Below are 22,068 nucleotides of genomic sequence, written 5' to 3'. Positions count from 1 at the left end.
TTAGGAATTCAAAACAATATATTTATGATGAAAATTTGATATAATATTTACTATATAAGTTTAATCTAAGGAGGCTAAATAATGGAACAAGGACAAGAAAAATTTCTAAGTTTTATTTTAGAAAGAATAAAAGAAGATAAAATTGATGAAGCAAAAGCATTGCTTGCAGATAACTTTAAGAAACTATCTGAAGGTAATTTCACACAAGATGATATTGCTCAAACTATACCTAAAATGCTTGCTTTATTAAAACCTGAAAAGGTTGAAGAAGTGCAGGCGATTATGAAACAATTTGCTCAAGATTTTCAACGTTAATAAAAGTTAGATTTGGTACTCCAAATCTAACTTTTATACTATATATTACAAATTCGCTTCTCTTTTAAATCAACAACTATTTATTATAACCTATGCCTCAAATTTATTTATTACTCTTTTCATAACTTTCTGTATCTACAAGTACATAAGAGCTATTTGCAGGAACAATAACTTTTGAGCCACAAATATCTTCTAATTTTTCAACTCCAGCTTTATCTCCATTTACTACTACTGTCCATTTTTCTGATGGTAAGGTTACTTCAACTTGTTTATTACTTGAATTGAATATAGCTGCAACTTTATTCCAATCATCATTTACAGTACTTCCATTCAATGTATATGCAATAACATTATCTCCTTTAAAATCTTTTCCATTTTCTAAGAATTTAAGATTTTCTTTAATATCCTTAGTAGTATTCATTCTGAATACTTTATGAGCGCTTCTCATTTTAATTAATCCTTGATAGTAATCATTTAAATCACGATACTCTTCTATTCTCTCCCAATTTAATTCATTGACACTATCTGGTGCATTATAACTATTTTCATTAAGAGTTCCATCTCTATTGACTTTTGTTCTTGCAAATTCCTCCCCTGCCTGAATAAATGGAATTCCTTGGGAAGTGAATATTAATGCTGCTGAAACTTTATTCATAGCTTCTCTTTCATTGTCAGATTTATTTTGCGCAACCGTTTGCAATTTGTCCCATAAAGTATAATTATCATGACATGATGCATAATTTATTGTTTGATACGGTTCATTTGCCCAAGGCTCTTTTGAATAATTAACTTTACTGTAATCTATTCCGTCGTGCTTAGTAGATGCAACTATACCAAATTTCACAGAATCCTCAAAGCCATTTCCTCCATTTATAAATCCTGCTGATGGCCCATCAAATACATTTCCTTTAATTCCATCTCTAAAATCATCACTAAACATGCCTAATTGCATTTCTCCAAATTTAGGATCATTTGCTTTTAATGATTGCTGTTCCTTTGGTAAGCCACATTGGCCACTAGCCCAGCCTTCACCATACATTAATATTTTATTATCAATTTTATCTAATTCAGATCTTATTTGTTTCATTGTTTCAATATCATGATTAGCCATTAAATCAAACCTAAATCCATCAACATGATATTCTTCAGCCCAATATTTAACTGATTCAACAATAAGTTTTCTAACCATTGAGCGCTCTGAAGCCAATTCATTTCCACATCCTGAACCATTAGAATAAGAACCATCTTCATTTTGACGATAATAATAATCTGGCACTACCAAATTAAATAAAGAATCTTTTGTTGCCCCAGTATGATTATAAACAACATCCATAACAACTTTTATTCCTTGTTTATGAAGTTCATTTATCATTTCTTTAAATTCTTTAATTCTTATTTTTGCATCATATGGATCAGACGAATAAGATCCTTCAGGTACATTATAATTTTGAGGATCATATCCCCAGTTAAATTGTGGAGTATCAAGCTTAGTTTCATTTATGGATCTATGATCAAAGCTTGGCATTAATTGTACTGTATTTATTCCAAGTTCTTTTAAATGAGCTACTCCTGTTTTAATATCTGTGCCTGGAATAGTCGTACCATTTTGCCATACACCTTTATATTTACCTTTGTATTCCAAATTAACACCAGAATTTTCATCTATAGAAAAATCTCTAATATGCATTTCATATATTGTAGCATCTGTTGGACTTTCAAGTTTAGGCCTCTTATCCTCACTCCATCCAGCTGGATTTGTTGAATTTAAGTTTATAACCATTCCAATATTTCCATTAACTCCAACTGCTTTTGCATAAGGATCAGTAACTTCATTTTGCTTTCCATTTACTGTTACAAAATAATTATAATAAACTCCATTTAAATCTCCAGATTGTTTAAGTCTCCAAACACCTTTTTCACCTTTAACCATATCTATCACCTTTTCTGGCGGAGCAATCTTTTTACCATCCTTGCCATAGAAAGCAACTTTCACAGCAACTGCTGTTGGAGCCCATAAAGCAAATTCTGTTTCATCAGCATTGTATATAGCACCAAGTTGTCCTTCATATCCATATAAGTCACTGAATTCTTTAGTATTATATACTTTTCCAAAACTAGAATCCCTGCTCTTATATTTAGGTATTTCTAAAGTGTAATTTTTCTCTAAATCAATTGCTTTGTTAAATTTAATAGTACCGTCTAATGAACTTTCTCCAATTTTTACAGAATATAATTCATTATTAATGACAGTTCCATTTTCTTTTAAAATAATTCCTTCAGTTGCTGAAAGTTTAGAATTTAACTTAAAATTCATTTCATTAATAGAATCTATCTTTAAAGAAATTATTTCTGGTTTTCTTATAGGTTCATTTACACTATAATATACTTTTTCATCTCCTTGAAGAATATAAGCATTAATTTCTCCATTATTATTTGCATATGCTAAATTAACACTTCTATCCTTATCCACATCTTTTGCTTTCCAGTCATTACCACCTTGTCTGATTATAAATGAAATATCTTGTTTAGTTGTTACATTTGTTTTACTAATCTCTGCAATTTTTCCATAATCGTCTTGTTTAGTAAATGCATATCCTGCTGAATCATCATTATTAATCCAAGACCATACATCCCAAGAATCATAATTTTCATCAGCCCTGTAATAGTGGAGATTTAACTTAACTGTGCCAAAATACCTATTTATAGATTTATCTTCACGTGTTGTTGTTCCATTACCTTGAGTAATTACAGTTTCAACATCTCCATTATTTAAATCTACAGCCTCATCTCCTGTTGCTTTTTCCTTCCAATCACCTTTTCTAACAATAAATAGTAATTGTCCGGCTTCTTTAGTAGTTTCAACAACAGCAAATTTTCCTTGCTGATCTTGACCTACAAAATCTACTTGCTTACCATCTTTTCCTTTTTCCCATGCCCAAATATTCCATCCTTCGTAATTTCCATCTGGCCTATTATATCTCATTTTCACATAGACCTTCTCTGATTTTTCTGCTGCTTTTACTAATACAACTGGCATTTGCATCATTGTAACTATAAAAGTAATTATCAGCATTAATACAGAATACTTTTTTAATTTTTTCACTCTAATCCCTCCAGTTAAACATTTTCATAACAATTATAACCTATTATTTTATAAAAGTATCTCACCATGGATTTTTTTATATTTTTTTACAAACATGGCAATATATTATTATACTTTTATACTAAATAAAAATATGAAATTATCAATTCAACTGGGTATATATGTTGTAATACTATTCTTTAATAAAATTTCTTAATATATACTTGTTTCATGTAAATTTTTAATTACAACATATATAATAAATTTTTATTATTAAGTTTCAACTTTATATTCTCATAATACAATATTTCTTATTACTTTTGATTAATACTACTAATGTCCACATCTTCCATATAAATCATATTCGACTATTAACACCTTTAACCGATTATAATACTCCTCTATTTCACTTGGCACTTCAACATGGGCAATGAAATTCTTACCACAAGGGCCATAGCCATTAACATCATCTTTTAGCCTAGGTATTTCTCCCATGATAAGCTCTAAAAATCTTTTTTCCTCCCATATGCCCTCCACGTCTCTATTTATTAATTTTAAATCGTCATCAACTTCTGGAATAAATGGAGCATAATTTATAATCTTTACTTTCTCATTTTTAATATGCTTTTTAAATGAAGCATGTGTTCTTAACTGCATTGTAGGATCTTGAATTAAAAGAAGAGAATTATATGAAATTTGTAATTCTGATAATAATTTAACTGCTTTTAATGCATTGTCTCCACAATTAGTAGATTGATTTTCTACAATTATCTTATTTTCTGGAACTTTATAAATCTTAGTTATAATATCAAAAAATATATCTGCTTCTGCTCTATTATCTACTTGAATATAATTATAACGTTCATCTTTTCTTACTTGATGTCTTAATATTTCCGTAGAATGTCCTATGCCTCCATTAATAAGGATTCTATCACATAAATTATTTTCATATGCGTAAGAAGCGCATTTAATAGTATGAGTAATTGAATTTCCTAATAAAACTAATATATCTACTTTCTTAATTCCAAATGCCTTTTCTAAATCAAATGAATTTAATTTAGGAATACACCTAGCTGCAAGAAATTTAGAAATTTTATTAATAAAATACTTAATTTCATTATTTTCCATGCTTTTGTATCCTCCTGAATATTTTATTGAACTAATTATAAATTCTTCTCAATCCCTGGAAATAATTTATATTAGTTATTTATTTTACTCATTATCTGCTGTGAATACACTTCCACTCTTTTTTCTTGCAATTGTTTGAACTTCTGCTACAGTCAAGCTGTGTTCTATCCTCTATTTTGTCTATCTATTCATATTGTTAATTATTTTGTACACTATCCATAATATCCATTATTTCTATGGAGTCTTTCCAGCTCATAATTTCACTTTCAAGTTTTCCTTGATTTATACACTCAATAACTTCCTTAATTTGATACTCAAATCCATTTATCTCAAAAGGAATTTCTATCTTTTCTTCTTTACCATCAATAAAAATATAAGCTGTATCAGCATTTGAAAATACAGGTACACGAATTCTTCCTTTAGTTCCAATGATATTAGCATCTCTTACAGTATCAAGATTTATTGCAGCATACAACTGAGCTTGTTTTCCTTCTTCATATTCTAAGTTTATTGAAACAGATTCATCTATTCCAGATTTCCCTATATAAAGATTGCTTTTTATATTTTTAGGGTAATTTCCAAAAATAAATGAACTATAAGATACAGTGTAAATTCCTACATCCAATAGAGCTCCTCCGCCTAATTCTTTATTATACAATCTATCTTTTGGATCAAAGACTGAACTAAATCCAAAATCAGCTTGTAATAAGCGAATATCTCCTAATACACCTTGGTTAATAATCTGTTTAACCTTTTGATTTACTGGTAAGAAACGTGTTTTCATAGCCTCCATAAAAAACATTTTGTTTTCTTTAGCAACCTCAATTATTTCTCTAATTTCTTTTCCATTTATTGTAGCGGGCTTTTCACATAATACACCTTTACCACTTTTTAAACATAAAATAGAAATATCTTTATGAAAAACATGAGGCACTGCTATGTAAACAACATCTATATTTTCATCTTTAACTAAATCTTCATAACTTCCATAACACTTATCCTCGGAAACCCCATATAACTTTCCAAAGGCTTCTGATTTTTCTTTATTCCTTGATGCAACTGCTTTAAGTTCCACAGATTCCATAGCATTAACAGTTTGAGCAAACTTGTTTGCTATATTTCCAAGTCCAATTATTCCCCATTTTATCTTTCTCATTTTTGTTCTCCTCATCTTTAAATATAATATATTATTTTGTTTACTTGATTTCATTATAATATTAACACATAAAAACAAACTTTATTACCCTGACAATCTGCCCATATTTTCCCTTTATGAAGTTCTACTATACTTTTTGCAATAGAAAGTCCTATACCTGCTCCTCCTGTTTTATTATTTCTTGATTTATCAGTTCTATAAAACATTTCAAAAATTTTATTTAACTCTTCATATTTTATGGTCGTTCCTTCATTTTCAATAGTAATTAAGACATCTTTACTATTAGAAATGTTTATTTTTATTGTACTATCTTTATTACTATATTTTATAGCATTTGAAATAATATTTTCAAAAACTCTCAACATTTTATTTGGATCAACATTTACTTTAACTTCTTTTTCTGGAGCTTCTAATACAATATTTAAATTATTTTGGTTACAAATAGGCATCATTCCTTCTACTACTTGTCTCATAAACTCATTTAAGGATATATTAATCTTTTCAATTTTCACATCACAAGCTCTGAGTTTTGTATATTCAAAAAGATCATTTATTAGATTTTCTAAGCGCTCTGCTTTATTATCAATTATATCTATATATCTTTTTATGTCATTGTCTAATTTACTATTTTCTTTAATTAATTTTATGTAGCCAATAATAGAAGTTAAAGGTGTTCTCAAATCATGAGATACGCTTACTATAAGCCTATCCTTATTTTTTTCGGCTTCCTTTTCTCTTTCTTTTAGCTGCTTTAATTCCTCCGTCATATAATTTATATTTTTGCCAAGAAGCGATAATTCATCTCTGCCTTTAATTTGAACCCTATAATTCAAATCTCCTTTAGCTATTTCAATTACTCCTTTTGAAAGATAATTTATATACTTCACCCTTCCATAAGTTAATACAAAAAATATTATTAGAAAGATTACTATTCCTAAAGGAAAAATATTAAAATTATCTCCCATGTATAAAATCTGAGTAATTAAAACATATTTGTTATTATCTAAAACATTTACGTAATAATATTTGATTTTTGTATTATTAAAATTAGTCTTACCTTGCTCCTCCAAAATTTTATTTATATCAAATTGTTTCTCAAATCGATTATTATGACTTATAATCACATTTCCTTTTGTATCAACTATAAACACTTCATCTAAATTTGTATCCCTATTTACAATTTCTTTAATTTTTTCTTCATTATTTGAATTTTCTATTATCTCAGCATATATTCTATTACATTCAGAATTAAATTTGCTTATTTGATGAGAATAATCCGTTTGTTTATTCCTCCAAACATCATTTATTATAAGAGCAAAAACTATACTTAAAATTGCAGATATAAGAAATACAAAAAGGAACTCAACTCTAATTCCCCCGAATCTTTTACCCTTCAATTTTATATCCAACTCCCCATACAGTTTTTATATATTTAGGATTTTTAACGTTATCTCCAAGCTTTTCTCTTATATTTTTTATATGAGTCATAATTGTGGAATCTGATTCAAAAAATTCTTCCTTCCATACATTTTCATATATCTTTCTGCTACTAAAAACTATATTTCTATTTTCAGCAAGTAATCTTAGTATTTCAAATTCCTTACTTGTAAATTTTATTTCTTTTTCTCCAATTAAAACTTCATGAGTTTTTGAATTAATGACTAAATTATCAATTATTATTTCATAATTTTGAGGCTTCTTTGTCATGTTAAGATACCTTCTAAGCTGAGCCTTTACTCTTACTACTAACTCTAAAGGATTAAAGGGTTTAGTTACATAATCATCTGCTCCTGTCATAATGCCTAAAATCTTATCATTATCTTCTCTCTTAGCTGACAGCATTATGATTGGAACATCTAATTCTTCCCTTATTCTTTTACAAATTTGTATTCCATCTATATTGGGCAACATAATATCTAGAATCATAAGCTGTATGTTCTCTTTTCGAGCCATTTCTAAAGCTTCTATCCCTTCCTCTGCTAGGATTACTTTATATCCCTCATTTTTTAAATATATTTCTATAAGCTCTCTAATCTCTTTTTCATCATCAACTACTAATATAGTTGGTTGCATCATTTAATAGTCCTCCTTAAATTAATGAATATATGATTATTGCTAGCATCATCAAGGTTGATACAACACTTCTTTTTACTTTCAGCTTATCTTTTCTTAATGTTAAAAGCGTTATGGCCTCACATATACTAATAAAAATCACAAATATGGTTATTGGATCCAAAATTTTATCTCCCACCATAATCTTACTACTAATTCCTGTAGCAATAAACCCTGCTAATACGTAAAATAATAACTTGAAGAAATTTTTTACTATAATCTTAAAAATTTTCTTTTTATCTTTAACATAATTTTTAATAAAAATGAAATGATATACAATAGAAAAAATTATAAACCATACTATAAATCTAGTTCCTAAGTGGATTATATTAGTTAAAAATATTTTAGAAAAACTTTTTTCAATACTACTTGGATCTATATTCCCAGTTATTTTTTCAATCTCATCTTTGCTTGTACTCTTAGTTAATAATTCCATAGTTTTACTGCTTATTCCATTTATATTTAATAATTCCTCACTGCTCTTAAAGCCTTTAACTTTATCTCTGTACAAAATTATTGCTTCTGCATCACTTTTGCTGATGCCATTTATTCTTTCCAAATCTTCCTTTTCACAAATGTTTATATTAAAAATATAAAAAGGATATCTTACACCTCCAAATTGATCAAAAATATAATTAATGTGTTCACTATTACTAATACACCATATCTCTGGTGCACATTCCTCTGTAAATTCATGGCCTGTGCTCTCTTTGAATATACCTAATAACCTGTCTCTTTCTTCTGGATATTCTTTAATATATCCACTAACAAACTGCATTAGCTGAGGTTTATCATTTTTATTTAAATATTTGCTAAAAACATTAAATACTTTATCATATCTTTTATCCAATTCCACAGTGTCAGTGGTTATAAGATTAACAAAAAAATTTGAAATTACTATTTCTGTAGATAAACTTTGTTCTAAGCTTTTAATTTTTGATTTATCTTGTGAAAGGCCCATGTTTCTATACAAAATTGATTTTTCTGTATCACTGAAATCATAACTAGAATTTTTATACTTCCCATCTCCGTTTAAGCCAAGTTCATGTCTTTTTAAATTTTCATAATTTTGCTGCCAAAAAGGTGAAAATTCTCTATAATAATCTAATCTTAGATGAAAAAGAAAATCTCGATTCCCCCCACTTATCATTGGTTTTGTGAAATTTATTGTTCTGTCAATATCTCTATAAATGCTATTTTTAATTCTAGAGTTTTCTTCATACATTCTAGAAACCACTTCAAAATGTTCACCAAAGCCTTCACTAAAAGCAGTGCTATATTCTGTAATAATATTCGAATAATGCATATCTACTGATTTTTGCTTTATTTCTTCATCCTTTGATGTAAGGATTTTTTGTATAACATGTCCCATCTCATGAGGTAATATTTGAGTTATGGATTCTAATGCTCCAAAATTTTTCAATTGCCAAGTAGAAAGTTCAATATAAGGTGATTTGGTCTTATCATAAAGCTGGCCATCTTTTTTTAGATAAAAGCCTACATCACCATAACATCCCGAATTTTCTTTAAAAGCAAAATACAATTTTTTATCTTCTAAATCACAATATTTTTGTGCTTCACTATAAAGTTCTAAAGACTTTTTTATAAACGAATTATGTGTAATTTCAATAAAATCCTTATTTTCCTCCATTGGTTCATAAACTGGCTTTCCATCCTTAGTTTCCCCTGTACCTTTAAGAAGTACAATCTTAGGTACATCCTTTGTAATTTCCTCTGCTGATACTTTTTTAATAATTCCAAGCTGCATTATACACATAATGCAAAACATAACCAAAATATATTTCTTCATAATTTTCTCCTTAAAATCTTATTAAGTCTATAACTTAAAATCTATTTATTCATTTAAGTTGTATTACTTAAATGTTAAAATACATTTCTAATGAAAATTTGGAGTAAATCTGAAGAATTTCTGAAGAATGTAATCTTAGGAATAAATTCGTATTAGAAGTTAAAAATATTTCACATTTATTGTTGACCTAATCAAAAAAAGAGCATCATAAATAATCATAATTATTAATGATGCTCTAAATTCTATTAAAATTTTATCTATTTATTAATCCTTGTAAATGGCAAGTAATTTAGTTATTATTTATATGATTAAACAATACTTCTGAATTTGAAGAAATATGTTCAATAGTAGCTGATACTTCTTCTAATGAAGCAGCCTGTGTAGTAGATATTTCTCCCAATTCATTTATTGTATCTATTATTTGCTTCATACTATTACTCATATCAGCAAGTGCAGCTGAAATTTTCTTAGAAGATTCACCACTATCTAAAGCTAATTTTCTCATTTCACCAGCAACTACAGAGAAGCCCTTTCCGTACTCACCAGCCCTTGAAGATTCAATTGCAGCATTTAATCCAAGAAGATTTGATTGCTTAGCAATACTTTCAATTAAAGTTACAGCTTGACTACTTTCATTTATTAACTTTTCTGTAACTTTTGTATTATCAACCATATAATTTAATTTTTCAGATAACTTAACAGCACTACTAGCAATTTCTGAAACTGTTGAATTTGTTTCTTTAAGTGAACTATTTAACTCTTCACTAGATGATAGGACTTTTACGTATTCTTCTGCGTTAGTGCTAATACCTATACAACCAACAACATCATTTTTTTCATTCATAATAGGAATAGCTATGGATTTTGCATCAAAACCATGAATCTCTTTTTTAAATAAAGAGTTTAAAGTTTTCTTATTTCTAAACACAACTTCTCCGATTCCACTCTTTTCAAGTATGTCTTTTTCAAACTTTTGTCCTTTTTCCATTACAGCTTTGCATTCTTTACCATCTGAACTAAAAATACATCCCTCTTTATCACAAATTATAATTGATGATTTTTCATCAAACATTCTCCTTATTACTGGTGCAACATCAATCATAGATTCTAAAACTTTTTCCATTCCGTTTCCCTCCATAGCATTTTAAATTTAATTAGTAAATATTATGCTGTTTATTGTCATATCTATGTTTTAATTATAACATAATTTTCTTAATATTCATTATATTTCTCTTCTATAGCTAAATATTTACGCAATAGTATATTCTTTGACTACCATTAATAACTTTCGGCTAAAAAGCCTTCAAAACCAGAGCTGCATTATGTCCGCCAAAACCAAAAGAGTTGGATAACGCATATGTTATATTTGCACTTTTCCCTATATTAGGTACATAATTAAGATCACATTCTGGATCTGAAGTTTTATAATTTATTGTTGGCGGCAAAAAGCCTTCTTTAAGTGCCAAAGATGTAATAATAGCTTCAATAGCCCCTGATGCCCCTAGTAAATGACCAGTCATTGATTTTGTTGAACTAATAGCTAGTTCATATGCATGTTTACCAAAGACAGACTTCACTGCTGCTGTTTCACCTTTGTCATTTGCTTTTGTTGAAGTTCCATGTGCATTTATATATCCAATATCAGTAGTATTTATTCCTGCATCTTCAATTGCAAGCTTCATGCATTTTGCTGCCCCTTCGCCCCCTTCAGCAGGTGCTGTCATATGATATGCATCATTTGTACATCCATATCCTACTATTTCAGCTATAATTTCAGCGCCTCTATTTAATGCATGTTCAAGTTCTTCAAGAATGAGAACTCCTGAACCTTCTCCTAAGACAAAACCATTTCTATTTAAATCAAAAGGTCTACAAGCTTCAATAGGATTATCATTTGTAGTCATTGCTTTACTTGCAGAAAATCCAGCTAAAGTTAACCCATTTATACATGCTTCTGCACCCCCAGCTATCATTATATCTGCATCATTTCTTTGTATTACCTTAAAGGAATTGCCTATGGAATTTGTTGAAGATGCACAAGCAGTAACTGTACATTCATTAAAACCTTTAGCTCCAAACTTTATAGCTACAAGACCTGATGCCATATTAGGTATCATCATTGGGACTACAAAAGGACTAACTCTTCTATAACCCCTATCTAGAAATTCTCTATGTTGATTTAACATAGTTTCAATTCCTCCAACACCAGATCCAATTATTACTCCCATTCTATCTTTGTTTACCTTATCCAAATCAAGCTTTGAATCTTCAACTGCCATTTTAGCCGCTGCTAATGCAAATTGTGCAAACCTATCTGTTCTTTTAACTTCTTTTTTATCTATAAATTCTTCTGGATTAAAATCTTTTACTTCTGCTCCAACTTTAACAGGCAAATTGGAAATATCTATTCTTTCAATTGTACTTATTCCACACTTTCCTTCTTTGATTGATTCCCATAGCTTATGAGCCCCAATACCTAGAGATGATATACTCCCCACTCCTGTAATAACTACTCTCCTTTTCATTTTAAGCCTCCTAAAATTATAAAATTCTTCACACTAATTAATTATTGAAGTTATACTGTTATTCAATAAAGAAATAGTATAATTTCATAAAATTAATATTCTTTACTTTAATAACCACATTATATATAATGTTTTTTAACAAATTAATTTTTCCTACAAATACAATTTTAATAGAATTTATTTATTAAAATGAACAGATATTGCTTTTTTTAATAGTTCTATTATTAGGAAAAGGTGTTTAAAATATGAAGGACTTAAAAGAAACTATAATAACAACTATAGATTATATTGAAAAGAATATTTCTGATAGAATTTCTTTAGATGATATCTCTCTTTATACAGGATTATCAAAATATTATCTCCATAGAATATTTAAGTCCCTTACAGGGGAATCTATTATGGAATATGTTCAATCACGTAAATTAACCAATAGCCTTAACGAACTCTTAAATACTAATATGAGAATTATAGATATAGCTTTAAATTATGGTTTTGATTATGAACAGTCTTATATTAGAGCATTTAAAAAGAAATTTGGGGTTACCCCATTAAAAATAAAATCTCAAAAAACCTCTTTAAGCTTAGTTCTTACAGAAAAGATAAATGCTGACGATATTTTTTCTCTAGGAAATTCAATTACCTATACACCAAGCTTTATATTTAAACAAAAATTCAACTTAATTGGTGTTAAACATAAAATATTAAGTAAATCTGGAGATAAAAGTGCTAATTCTTATGGTCGGGATTTCTTTTACAATCATAAAAATAAAATCAGCAATATTGTAAATTCAAATATTTATTATGGTTATACTGACTGGAGCAGTAATGGATTTATATACTACATACCAAGTGCAGAAGTATCTAACTTGGAAGAAGTTCCAAGTGGAATGTCAGGTATTTCAATACCTGCTCATAAATATGTTGTATTTCGTTTTGTTGGTTTTTTCCGCCCTGATGACCTCAACGGAAGACATTTAGGTCGCTTATTAGTCCAATTATATAGAAAATGGATTTTTAAATCAGGTTATAAATTTGCTGATACCTTTAGATTTGAATATATAGATAATTCAATGTCGAAGGATAATTATTGTGAATTATATGTATATCAGCCAATTGAAGCTATCTCTGATACCATATAAATTAATTGAAAATATATTATTTTATAATAAAAAAACAAATACTACCTTTGATTAATTACTTAAAGTTAATCAAAGGTAGTATTTGTCTATAAATTTAATTATTTATTATTTCAAGAATCTCTCTAAAATCTTTTATAGAATAATCAGCAAAATCAATAATAGCTTGATCTTTTCTTTCTTTTTCCAAGAAATATCCTGATAGTATTGTTTTCATTCCTAATCTTTTAGCTCCCCTTAGTTCATCAGAGCCACCATCTCCAATAAAAACTGATTTTTCTGGTATAGTATTCATTTTACCTAATCCAATTTGATATATTTCACTTTGAGGTTTTACATACCCTACTTTATATGAAAATACTGCATCATCAAACAAATTGCTTAATGGAGATTGGTTCCAATACATTACATCTATTACATCTGCATTACTAATTAAACATAATCTTTTGCCACTTTTCTTAATATCTAAAAGAACCTCAAGAATTTTGTAATCCACATCAGTTAATGACTTTTGAAATCTATCTTTTCTTAACTCCAAGATTTCTTTTATCTGCTTATTGCTAGCCTTTATTTCACTTTTTTCAATAATCTTTTCAATTATTTTTTGTGGATTCTTTTCCTTTCCAATAGCTCTTTCTAAATACAAATCATTATCCTCTGCACACTCTTCCCATTGTTCTTTTGATATTTCTAAAACATTATTTTCATTTCTACCATTATTATATTTAGGAGTAATTAAGGTAAAAAACAAATCAAAAAACACAACCTCTATATTATTCTTCATATTAACAAAACCTCTCCTCCAAAAAACAAATTTCTTAGCTTATTAAGCTTTTTTCTTTGCACGGAATGATTCGTTTAAATGAACCAAATGATGCCTTGTCCCAGGCATTAATAATATTCCTGCTACGTTTTTCTTTCCCCAAAAATCTATTAACCAGTTTGAACCTTCAACATCTAAAACAGCACCTTCATCTATTATTCTCTTTAATTGAGCCTTATTAAATTTCTTTTTCATATCCTCATAAGTTAATTTTTTTACTATTTCTTGTGTTTTTCTGCCAACAGCAATTCTGTAATTTTTTAGCTCCTGCATATTTATATTTTTACTAAATTCTAATATTTCCTCTTCATTTAATGCATTACCAGTATCATTTATTATAGAATTTATTTTTTCCTTCCAGTTTCCTGAATTTAATACCTGAGTATCACCCTCAACTAATAAATTCATAGTAATATCTTCTATTCTAGTAGAATGCCATATACCATATGCAATTGTACGTCCTTTTTCATTTGTTGCCGTTTTGAATTTTTCTTCATCTAATCCTTCCCACAATTCATCTTCAAAGGTTTTTTCCCTTATTCCAGACATGTCTGAAGAATGTACCATAGAATGTAATTTTAAGAATAAACTTTTACTTTCCTCTATTTTATCTTTTTTCAAAAGTATTTCTCTTAAATTTTTTAAATTTGAATTCCATGTTTTTAAATCCATTTTATACGCCTCCAATACACTCGCACTAATATGTAGTAGCATCATTACTCTTCTACTGCTACTTATCAAGAAATTTGTAAAAATCCTCTTTTGGTAAAGGCTTGCTATAATAGTATCCTTGTACAAGATTGCATCCTATTGATTTAAGGTGATTAATTTGCTCTTCTGTTTCAGCTCCCTCAGTTATAACTTTCAAATTCAGCTTATTTGAAATATTAGTTATTAGTTCAGCTATTTCTCCATTATCATTTTGAGGATAATCTTTTATAAAACTTCTATCTATCTTTAATTTATCTATATTCAATTTTCTTAAATAACTTAAAGAAGAAAATCCTGTTCCAAAATCATCTACTGCAATAGTTAAACCAAGTTCTTTAAACTTATCAAACTTATTATTAATATCATTTACATCTGTAATAAACGTGCTTTCTGTTATTTCTATTTCAAAATTTGAAAAATCCACCTGATACTTTTCTCCAAATTCTTTAATTTTTTCTATAAGTGCTTCATCTCTAAATTGTATAGGAGAAATGTTAATTGAAATTCTAAAATCTCTGCTTACTTTTTCTCTCATTAATAAATAATCTTTAAATACATTTTCTATAATCCAATAACCAATTTCAATAATAACGCCTGTTTTCTCTGCCAATGGAATAAATACTACTGGAGATACATTCCCAAGTTCTTTGTTATTCCATCTTAAAAGAGCTTCAGCTCCAACAGTTACTCCTTTGTTTATATCAACTTGTGGTTGATAATGAATACTTAATTCATCGTTTTCTACAGCCCTCCTTAATAGCATTTCCATTTTTATTTCATTTTCCATATTTGCTTTCAATTCAGATGTATAATACTCATATTTAGCTTCATTATTATTTAAAGCTTTATTTAAGGCAATATATGCATTACTTACAAGCTCATTTGAATCTTTTCCATCTTCAGGATAACTTGAAATTCCAGCCTTCATATCTAAGAATATTATTTCCTCTTTTTGTCTAAATAGTTTATTGCTTTCATTAAATAATTTATCAACAAAGGTTCTAACATCTTCTTTTGTATTATAAGAAGATATCCCTACTATAAAATTATTTTTAGCAATTTGAGCAATAAAATCTTCTTCTTTAAGTAGCTTTTTAATATTCTTAATTAACGGATTAATAAAAAGTGTATCATCTTCATTAAATTTAAATAAAAGGCTGTTATAGTTTTCGATAGTAAAATATATAATACTAAAATTTATATTTTGATTTTTAATAATATTATTTATTAATAAATTTGTTAAATTTTCATTTGGCAAATTAGTCTTCAAATTATAATTCTTTAGCTTTTCAATATAATTTTCTTTCTCTAAGCTATCTGTTAAATCGCTAAATATTCCCATATACTTAGTAATATTCATATTAGATTTGTCTTTCAATGTATATATGCTAAGTTTTTTAGAGTATAAAACCCCATCTTTTTTCTTATCCCATAATTCTCCTGACCAATAGCCTTTAGTGTTTATGGAATTCCACATTTCCTTATAAAATTCAGCAGATTGTTTCCCTGTTTTAAAATAGTTAGTTTTTAATCCTAAAACATCTTCCCTAGTATATCCAGTTATTTTTTCAAAAGACTGATTTACATATGTTATTTTAGTTTTATTATCTGTAATAAGAACAGCATCATTAATATTTTCAATCATTTTTTGTAATATATTTAATTCTTCTTTATCTTTTTGAGAATAATAAATTATGCTCAAAATTATTAAAATTAATATTGAAACTCCAATTAAGATAAATATGTCTCTATCTCTCATCCCCAAAAAGACTTGTTCATTAACAATAGGCAAATCTTCTAAATTAAATTTAGATACAATAAACCAAGAATAGTTATTTTCACCTGTAAAATCAATGTTATACAATGGCTTTACATTCATGTAATAATATACTTCATTGCCTTTTTCATAATATCCAGAATCCTTTGATTTTATATTTTCCCATAGTTTCTTATCAAAATCATATATCACATTGTTTTTTTCATTTTTCAACGCGAATCCAAAATTTTGCATATCATCTGAATTAAACAAGTAATATCCATCATTATTTATCAATGATGGTTTAATGAAAGTATAAACTGAGTCTTCATATTCTTCACTTAAAACATCTAACATATCTTGTCCTAAATAATTTACAACTAAAACGCCCTTATATATGTTATTAGAGGAATATATAGGTACACATATTCTAATAATAGGTTTATAAGGAATTTCGACTTCTCCGCTTTCCATATTCAAGCCCATGTCTGATATAAAAACTTCATCCTTATTTAATTTACTTGTATTTATATAATAATCACTATTGCTATTATTTTGTAATTTATCCTTAGACACTAAATAAGGCCCTTTTACATCACTGTTAACTCTAATAACCTCATCTCCGTTATTATCTAAAAATCTTATTTGATCAAAATTTTTTTTACTAGTTACGATCCTTAAAAAAAGCTGTTCTAAATCTTCTTTCGTATTTATGTCAGAATAATTAATATAATTTTTTAAATCATTGGAATTTTTTACAACTAATAAATTTTCATAAGCTTCATTAAAATTACTTTGTATAATATATTGAACTGTCTTGGCCTTTTGTTTCTGTACTTCTATTAAAATCTCTTTTGTTTTATCTATTTCACTTTTTGAAAGATAATTATAAATTGATATTGCAATTATAAGTATTGGAATAATTATTGCAACATAAATTTTAATAATTCTTTTAACATCACTTAAATTAAATTTCTTCATAGAACACCTCCATTTATTTTGATGTATTTATTTGATTTATCATATATCTCTAGCTCAATAGCATAATCATTGTAAATTTCATTATCAACTAAAAGTATTTTGTATAATGCGCCATTAAGGATTACTATTCCAATCTTGTTCTATAATGCAAATTATATATGAATAGAACCATAATATTTAAATAAAGGATTTTAAACATATGTTTTATTATATCATATTTAGGTTAATTTTATTTTCTATAATCGAAATATAAAAGAACTAGATTAATATTTAACATGATTTTCACTGGGATATTAGAGGAATTTAAAAAAATCTCAATAAATAATATCCTAAACCTGTTGACTAAAAGCACTTTCTTATAAATAAGAAAATACTTTAAAACGCAATACAAAATACTTTTAAAAGTAATTTATGTTGCGTTTTAAAGTAATTATTAATATAATAGTTAAAAAGCATACTAACAAGGAGGAAATATTTTGGAAGATATAAGTTTAAATGTACCATTGTTACGCCGTCGAATTCCTAATTTAACTGCCGCAGCCCGATCTGTTAACTTACGACCTGCTACGGTTTCGGATCTATGCACTGGAAAAATTCCTATATCACGTGCTGAGGTTCGTACATTATTTGCCCTCGCATCATTAGCTAAGTGTAGCATGGATGAATTAATTTTAAGAGGCGAGAAGACAGAAATGATTGAAACAGGTATAAAAGTTTTAGATTTGTTTTCACCACTAACCAAAGGTGGAACTATTGGATTGGTAGCACGCCCTGGTATGGGGCAGCTTGTTTTGCTTGCAGAAATGTTCTATAGATTAAGAAAAAATGGTTATACCGCCATACTTCTTATGCCTGAAGGAGACCCTATAGAATTAAAAAATGGTATGGAAAATGTCGAAGTTGTTATTCTCCATACTATAGATGAAGTATATGAAGAAATAATAAAGATGAACAATCAAAATGAAATTGTCTTTGCTGCAGACATGTCTAATGTAATAACAGGTGAAATTTATAATTTGCAGGAGAGATTACTAAGTGCTGGTGTTCCTCCACTTTTAACCTTTCTTGTTGATTTAAAAGGAGAGGCTGTTGATGAGGAGTTACCTTATGGTCCTCTCGAGACCTTATGGCGATTTGATGCAGAACTTGCGGCCAGAGATATGTTTCCTGCAATTAACCCATTTTACTCAACATCTTCTATTTTAGAAGGTGAATATTTGGACCAAGTTCATTTTTCTACGCAGCAACGCGCCAAAAAACTGCTTCGTCGATATCGTGAGTTAAGAACTTTAGTAAGCATTCGAGGTGTTAATAGTCTTCCTGCTTCTGAAGTACAAACATATAATCGTGGAGAGCGCCTCGAAGCTTACTTGACTCAATATTTCTTTGTGGCTGAACCATATACAGGTAAAGAAGGTAAATATGTAAGTATTCAAGACATGCTAGCGGATGTAACTAAAATAGTAGATGGAACACTTGACTATACAGAAGTTTCAACTCTACAGTATATTGGAAAACTATTATAGGAGGTAATCACATGGCAACTTACAAAGTAATACCGACCCGTCAAAATATAATTGGTTCTATCTCAGCTGAGTTTAACCCTATATTAACAATCAATTCTGGTGATACAGTACAATATTCATGTTTTGATGCTGGCTGGGGGACTCCAGCTGAAGATGGAAAAAGAATAAAACCTTTAGATAGACGAAAGGACATTGATAACGGACATGCACTTTGCGGCCCAATACAAATTATTGAAGCAAAAAAGGGAATGACACTTGAAATAAAAGTAAATGAAGTTATTACAGGCCCTTATGGGTTTACATCTGCCGGTGGATATCCAAATTGGGAAAATGAAAAACTTGGATTAACTGAATGTAGGGAAATTAATCTTGAATGGAAATTAGATAAAAACTCCATGCTTGGGGAAACAGAAGTTAATGGCAAGAAATTTTCTGTAAGTCTAAAACCCTTTATGGGAATATATGCTATGCCTCCCGAAGAAGAAGGAATACATATTACATGGCCTCCAAGATTTTGTGGTGGCAATATTGATTGCAAGGAGTTAGGCAAAGGAAGTATCTTATATCTACCAATTCCAGTTGATGGTGCTTACTTTTTTGTTGGTGATGGTCACGCTGCCCAAGGAGATGGAGAAATAAGTTGTCAAGCAATAGAGTGTGCCACAGAGTTCGTTGAATTAACTTTTACAGTACATAAGGATATGAAACTTGAAATGCCAATAGCTAATACCCCTAATGGCTGGATTAGTTTCGGATTTCATGAAGATTTGAATGAAGCCACAGTTCAAGCTATGGATGGTATTTTAAACCTAATGTGTAGGCTATTTGACTTAGATAGAGTTGAAGCTATTGCATTAGCAAGTAGCGTAGTTGATCTAAGAATTACCCAAGTTGTTAACGGAGTCAAAGGCGTTCACGCTGTGCTTCCTCATGGTTCTTTGAACTATAATAAATAATAAGATTCCGATTTTCTCATAGGATTTTTAAATTTTTACTAATAATTTAAAAATCCTATGAAACAAGCAATAATATCTTCTAAAAGTGTTTAATATATTTTAAACTCACATCAAAAATCTCGTAGCCCTAATCTCGAAAATACCATAAATTCAATTTTAAATAGAAAAGAATGATCTACTAGGGTGTAATAGATCATTCTGAATACTGGATATTAATATTTTAATAAGGGGCAAATAATGCTTTAACTACTTTATATTTATATATTACATTGCAAAGATGTCAATTAGGTGACAAAAATAATTTTCACAATTTATTTTTAAAATTTATAAATTTAACTACACATATCATAACTTTTAAAATAAAACTATAATCTTCTTTCTTCTTCACTTCTCAATTCTTTACTAGTTCCATAAAAATCAATTTGCTTTAAAATCAGTTCTTTATCCTGAGGAAAGGTTCCTCTCAAAGAAATATAGTTTGATGCATGATTGCATCTAAATATTATAGAGTTGTTTGCATTAATATTCTCAACCAAAATTTTAATTTCTTCTAAAATTTCTTTATCGCTTAAAATTGTAAACTCATTACTTTTTATTTTATGATATAATTCTGTATTTTCTTCTATCATTAATGTTAAAATTCCTAAGTAATCAGGGCACATTTCTGTTATTATTTCACCAGTTTTAATTCCATGACTTTTGCTCTTTTCTCTTCCACCAATCCCAGCTATTACTGTTACCGACAATAAAATGCCTGACTCTTTAACCCTTTGGGCAGCCTTTACTAAATTCTCTCTACTTACACCCTTATTTATATCTTCTAAAATTTCTTCAGCTCCACTTTCAACTCCCATGTATATCATTGAGAGCCCTAAATCTTTAAGAGCTTTTAGCTCTTCCTTAGTTTTAAGTAATATTGATTTAGGGGAACCATAAAGAGTAACTCTATTACATTCAGGAAATATATCCTTAATATATGTAAGTATTTCTAATAAATCTTTTGTTTGTATAATCAAAGCATCTCCGTCAGCTAAAAATATTTTTTCAACATACGCATATATTCTTCTAAAATAATCTATATCATTTTTAATAGCTTCAACTGATCTTACTTCAAATTTCTTTGATTTATACATATTACAAAAACTGCATTTATTATGAGAACATCCCAAGGTTGCTTGTATTATGAGGCTATTACCTTCACTTGGCGGCCTATATAATGGATAATCGTACATAAAATCCTCCCTATATAAGTATAAAACCCAAATCTATGATTTGATTATGGTCATTTCCTTATATTTTACTTACTTTCTTCTATAAGCTTTTTTAATTTATTTTGAACAAGCCATAACTTCTTTTGCTTTCTATTAAAAGCAACCATCCTATTCTTGTTACTTTTATTTTCATCAATTAATCTTATATATTCTGCATCAGCAATCTTAATTGCATCTTCAATTACTAAAAGTTCCTCTTTAGTAAACATTTTATCTCCTCCATCCCATTAGTATTTTTATTTCATATTATACCATATAGACTAAAAATAATTACAGGTATTCAATCTCATGCTCCTATTATATAAATTTCCATTATTTTATAGACATAATAAAAATCTGACATGGATTCCATTCATCCCAAAGTGTAGGAAAACATTCTAATTCTTTAAATCCAAGCTTCTTATAAAAGCCAATTGTTTTGTCATATTCCTCATAACAACCTTCTTTTACTGTTTTAACTTGCATATATAAATACCCTTGATTCTTCGAATATTCATAAAAAGCATTAAATAAATTATATCCAATTTTGTTTCTATGAAACTCCTTTAATACTCCCATAACATAAAGTTCAACAGTATAAGGACTTGTTTCTTTTAAGGTTATAAATCCTCTTACCTTTTTATTTTCTATATCTGCCCAAAATGGCATCTCTTTACTACAATTAATATATTCCTGTGTACTCTCAGGTAATCCAAACCACTCTGGTAAGTCTGATAGTATTTCCATTGCTATTTTTTCTTTTTCACATTTATCAATAATAGTAACTATCATATTTCGCTC

Annotated in this window: 18 protein-coding genes; 4 read left to right on the top strand and 14 right to left on the bottom strand. The window is 28.2% G+C overall.

Annotation, left to right across the window (positions count from 1 at the left end):
* Positions 1–81: 81 nt before the first annotated feature.
* On the top strand, positions 82–315 hold the full coding sequence (locus GXK56_RS13225) for a hypothetical protein (protein ID WP_160688082.1): 234 nt from the start codon (positions 82–84) through the stop codon (positions 313–315).
* Between the two features lie 103 nt (positions 316–418).
* Here the strand turns inward: GXK56_RS13225 and pulA are convergent, their stop codons facing one another.
* The 8 genes from pulA to fabF form a co-directional block, all read right to left on the bottom strand.
* Positions 419–3,418: a type I pullulanase gene (gene pulA / locus GXK56_RS13220; RefSeq protein WP_243156115.1), complete on the bottom strand. Its 3,000-nt coding sequence runs from the start codon at positions 3,416–3,418 to the stop codon at positions 419–421.
* 312 nt (positions 3,419–3,730) lie between these two features.
* Positions 3,731–4,525, bottom strand: a complete 795-nt coding sequence (locus tag GXK56_RS13215) for a YdcF family protein (RefSeq protein WP_160688080.1) — start codon at positions 4,523–4,525, stop codon at positions 3,731–3,733.
* A 196-nt stretch (positions 4,526–4,721) separates the two neighbouring features.
* Entirely contained in the window at positions 4,722–5,681 is a 960-nt protein-coding gene (locus tag GXK56_RS13210; RefSeq protein ID WP_160688078.1) for a Gfo/Idh/MocA family oxidoreductase, read from the bottom strand.
* Between the two features lie 53 nt (positions 5,682–5,734).
* The gene (locus GXK56_RS13205; RefSeq protein ID WP_160688076.1) at positions 5,735–7,078 is read right to left on the bottom strand and encodes a HAMP domain-containing sensor histidine kinase; all 1,344 of its coding nucleotides are present in this window, start codon (positions 7,076–7,078) and stop codon (positions 5,735–5,737) included.
* Positions 7,068–7,757 carry a response regulator transcription factor gene (locus GXK56_RS13200; protein WP_160688074.1) on the bottom strand — a complete coding sequence of 230 codons (690 nt, stop codon included), beginning with the start codon at positions 7,755–7,757 and terminating at the stop codon, positions 7,068–7,070. The genes GXK56_RS13205 and GXK56_RS13200 overlap by 11 nt, the downstream gene beginning before the upstream one ends.
* A 13-nt stretch (positions 7,758–7,770) precedes the next feature.
* Positions 7,771–9,603 carry a helix-hairpin-helix domain-containing protein gene (locus tag GXK56_RS13195; protein WP_160688072.1) on the bottom strand — a complete coding sequence of 611 codons (1,833 nt, stop codon included), beginning with the start codon at positions 9,601–9,603 and terminating at the stop codon, positions 7,771–7,773.
* 289 nt (positions 9,604–9,892) lie between these two features.
* Positions 9,893–10,726, bottom strand: a complete 834-nt coding sequence (locus GXK56_RS13190) for a methyl-accepting chemotaxis protein (protein ID WP_160688070.1) — start codon at positions 10,724–10,726, stop codon at positions 9,893–9,895.
* Positions 10,727–10,895: 169 nt separating this feature from the next.
* Positions 10,896–12,128, bottom strand: coding sequence for a beta-ketoacyl-ACP synthase II (gene fabF / locus GXK56_RS13185; RefSeq protein ID WP_160688068.1), 1,233 nt, complete (start codon positions 12,126–12,128; stop codon positions 10,896–10,898).
* Positions 12,129–12,373: 245 nt separating this feature from the next.
* Between fabF and GXK56_RS13180 the strand changes: the two genes are divergently transcribed.
* Entirely contained in the window at positions 12,374–13,267 is an 894-nt protein-coding gene (locus GXK56_RS13180) for an AraC family transcriptional regulator (protein WP_160688066.1), read from the top strand.
* A gap of 94 nt (positions 13,268–13,361) precedes the next feature.
* Here the strand turns inward: GXK56_RS13180 and GXK56_RS13175 are convergent, their stop codons facing one another.
* Genes GXK56_RS13175 through GXK56_RS13165 form a run of 3 tightly spaced genes read right to left on the bottom strand, consistent with a single transcriptional unit; the run spans position 13,362 to position 17,535 of the window.
* Positions 13,362–14,048, bottom strand: a complete 687-nt coding sequence (locus GXK56_RS13175) for an HAD family hydrolase (RefSeq protein ID WP_160688064.1) — start codon at positions 14,046–14,048, stop codon at positions 13,362–13,364.
* A 42-nt stretch (positions 14,049–14,090) separates the two neighbouring features.
* A complete protein-coding gene (locus tag GXK56_RS13170; protein ID WP_160688062.1) occupies positions 14,091–14,759 on the bottom strand; it encodes a DinB family protein in 669 nt (222 codons plus the stop codon).
* 58 nt (positions 14,760–14,817) lie between these two features.
* Positions 14,818–17,535, bottom strand: coding sequence for an EAL domain-containing protein (locus GXK56_RS13165; protein WP_160688060.1), 2,718 nt, complete (start codon positions 17,533–17,535; stop codon positions 14,818–14,820).
* Between the two features lie 476 nt (positions 17,536–18,011).
* On the opposite strand from GXK56_RS13165, the gene GXK56_RS13160 reads away from it, so the two are divergent.
* Entirely contained in the window at positions 18,012–19,061 is a 1,050-nt protein-coding gene (locus GXK56_RS13160) for a hypothetical protein (RefSeq protein ID WP_160688058.1), read from the top strand.
* A gap of 11 nt (positions 19,062–19,072) precedes the next feature.
* Positions 19,073–20,017 carry an acetamidase/formamidase family protein gene (locus tag GXK56_RS13155; RefSeq protein ID WP_160688056.1) on the top strand — a complete coding sequence of 315 codons (945 nt, stop codon included), beginning with the start codon at positions 19,073–19,075 and terminating at the stop codon, positions 20,015–20,017.
* A 365-nt stretch (positions 20,018–20,382) separates the two neighbouring features.
* On the opposite strand, the gene GXK56_RS13150 is transcribed toward GXK56_RS13155, so the two are convergent.
* From GXK56_RS13150 to GXK56_RS13140, 3 genes are all read right to left on the bottom strand, one after another.
* Positions 20,383–21,249, bottom strand: a complete 867-nt coding sequence (locus GXK56_RS13150) for a radical SAM protein (protein WP_160688054.1) — start codon at positions 21,247–21,249, stop codon at positions 20,383–20,385.
* Positions 21,250–21,314: 65 nt separating this feature from the next.
* Positions 21,315–21,497 carry a hypothetical protein gene (locus GXK56_RS13145; protein ID WP_160688052.1) on the bottom strand — a complete coding sequence of 61 codons (183 nt, stop codon included), beginning with the start codon at positions 21,495–21,497 and terminating at the stop codon, positions 21,315–21,317.
* A 103-nt stretch (positions 21,498–21,600) separates the two neighbouring features.
* Entirely contained in the window at positions 21,601–22,059 is a 459-nt protein-coding gene (locus GXK56_RS13140; RefSeq protein WP_160688050.1) for a GNAT family N-acetyltransferase, read from the bottom strand.
* Positions 22,060–22,068: the final 9 nt, after the last annotated feature.

Origin of the sequence: Clostridium sp. C2-6-12, assembly GCF_009928485.1 — a bacterium.
In the GTDB taxonomy this organism is placed as follows: Bacteria; Bacillota; Clostridia; order Clostridiales; family Clostridiaceae; genus Clostridium.
This window is presented reverse-complemented; position numbering and strand designations above follow the sequence as displayed.

Bases quoted from the DNA above. Each gene is read 5' to 3' on its own strand.
- GXK56_RS13225 (WP_160688082.1), top strand. From the start codon at position 82: ATGGAACAAGGACAAGAAAAATTTCTAAGTTTTATTTTAGAAAGAATA.
- GXK56_RS13215 (WP_160688080.1), bottom strand. From the start codon at position 4,525: ATGGAAAATAATGAAATTAAGTATTTTATTAATAAAATTTCTAAATTT.
- GXK56_RS13210 (WP_160688078.1), bottom strand. From the start codon at position 5,681: ATGAGAAAGATAAAATGGGGAATAATTGGACTTGGAAATATAGCAAAC.
- GXK56_RS13200 (WP_160688074.1), bottom strand. From the start codon at position 7,757: ATGATGCAACCAACTATATTAGTAGTTGATGATGAAAAAGAGATTAGA.
- GXK56_RS13195 (WP_160688072.1), bottom strand. From the start codon at position 9,603: ATGAAGAAATATATTTTGGTTATGTTTTGCATTATGTGTATAATGCAG.
- GXK56_RS13190 (WP_160688070.1), bottom strand. From the start codon at position 10,726: ATGGAAAAAGTTTTAGAATCTATGATTGATGTTGCACCAGTAATAAGG.
- fabF (WP_160688068.1), bottom strand. From the start codon at position 12,128: ATGAAAAGGAGAGTAGTTATTACAGGAGTGGGGAGTATATCATCTCTA.
- GXK56_RS13180 (WP_160688066.1), top strand. From the start codon at position 12,374: ATGAAGGACTTAAAAGAAACTATAATAACAACTATAGATTATATTGAA.
- GXK56_RS13175 (WP_160688064.1), bottom strand. From the start codon at position 14,048: ATGAAGAATAATATAGAGGTTGTGTTTTTTGATTTGTTTTTTACCTTA.
- GXK56_RS13170 (WP_160688062.1), bottom strand. From the start codon at position 14,759: ATGGATTTAAAAACATGGAATTCAAATTTAAAAAATTTAAGAGAAATA.
- GXK56_RS13165 (WP_160688060.1), bottom strand. From the start codon at position 17,535: ATGAAGAAATTTAATTTAAGTGATGTTAAAAGAATTATTAAAATTTAT.
- GXK56_RS13155 (WP_160688056.1), top strand. From the start codon at position 19,073: ATGGCAACTTACAAAGTAATACCGACCCGTCAAAATATAATTGGTTCT.
- GXK56_RS13150 (WP_160688054.1), bottom strand. From the start codon at position 21,249: ATGTACGATTATCCATTATATAGGCCGCCAAGTGAAGGTAATAGCCTC.
- GXK56_RS13145 (WP_160688052.1), bottom strand. From the start codon at position 21,497: ATGTTTACTAAAGAGGAACTTTTAGTAATTGAAGATGCAATTAAGATT.
- GXK56_RS13140 (WP_160688050.1), bottom strand. From the start codon at position 22,059: ATGATAGTTACTATTATTGATAAATGTGAAAAAGAAAAAATAGCAATG.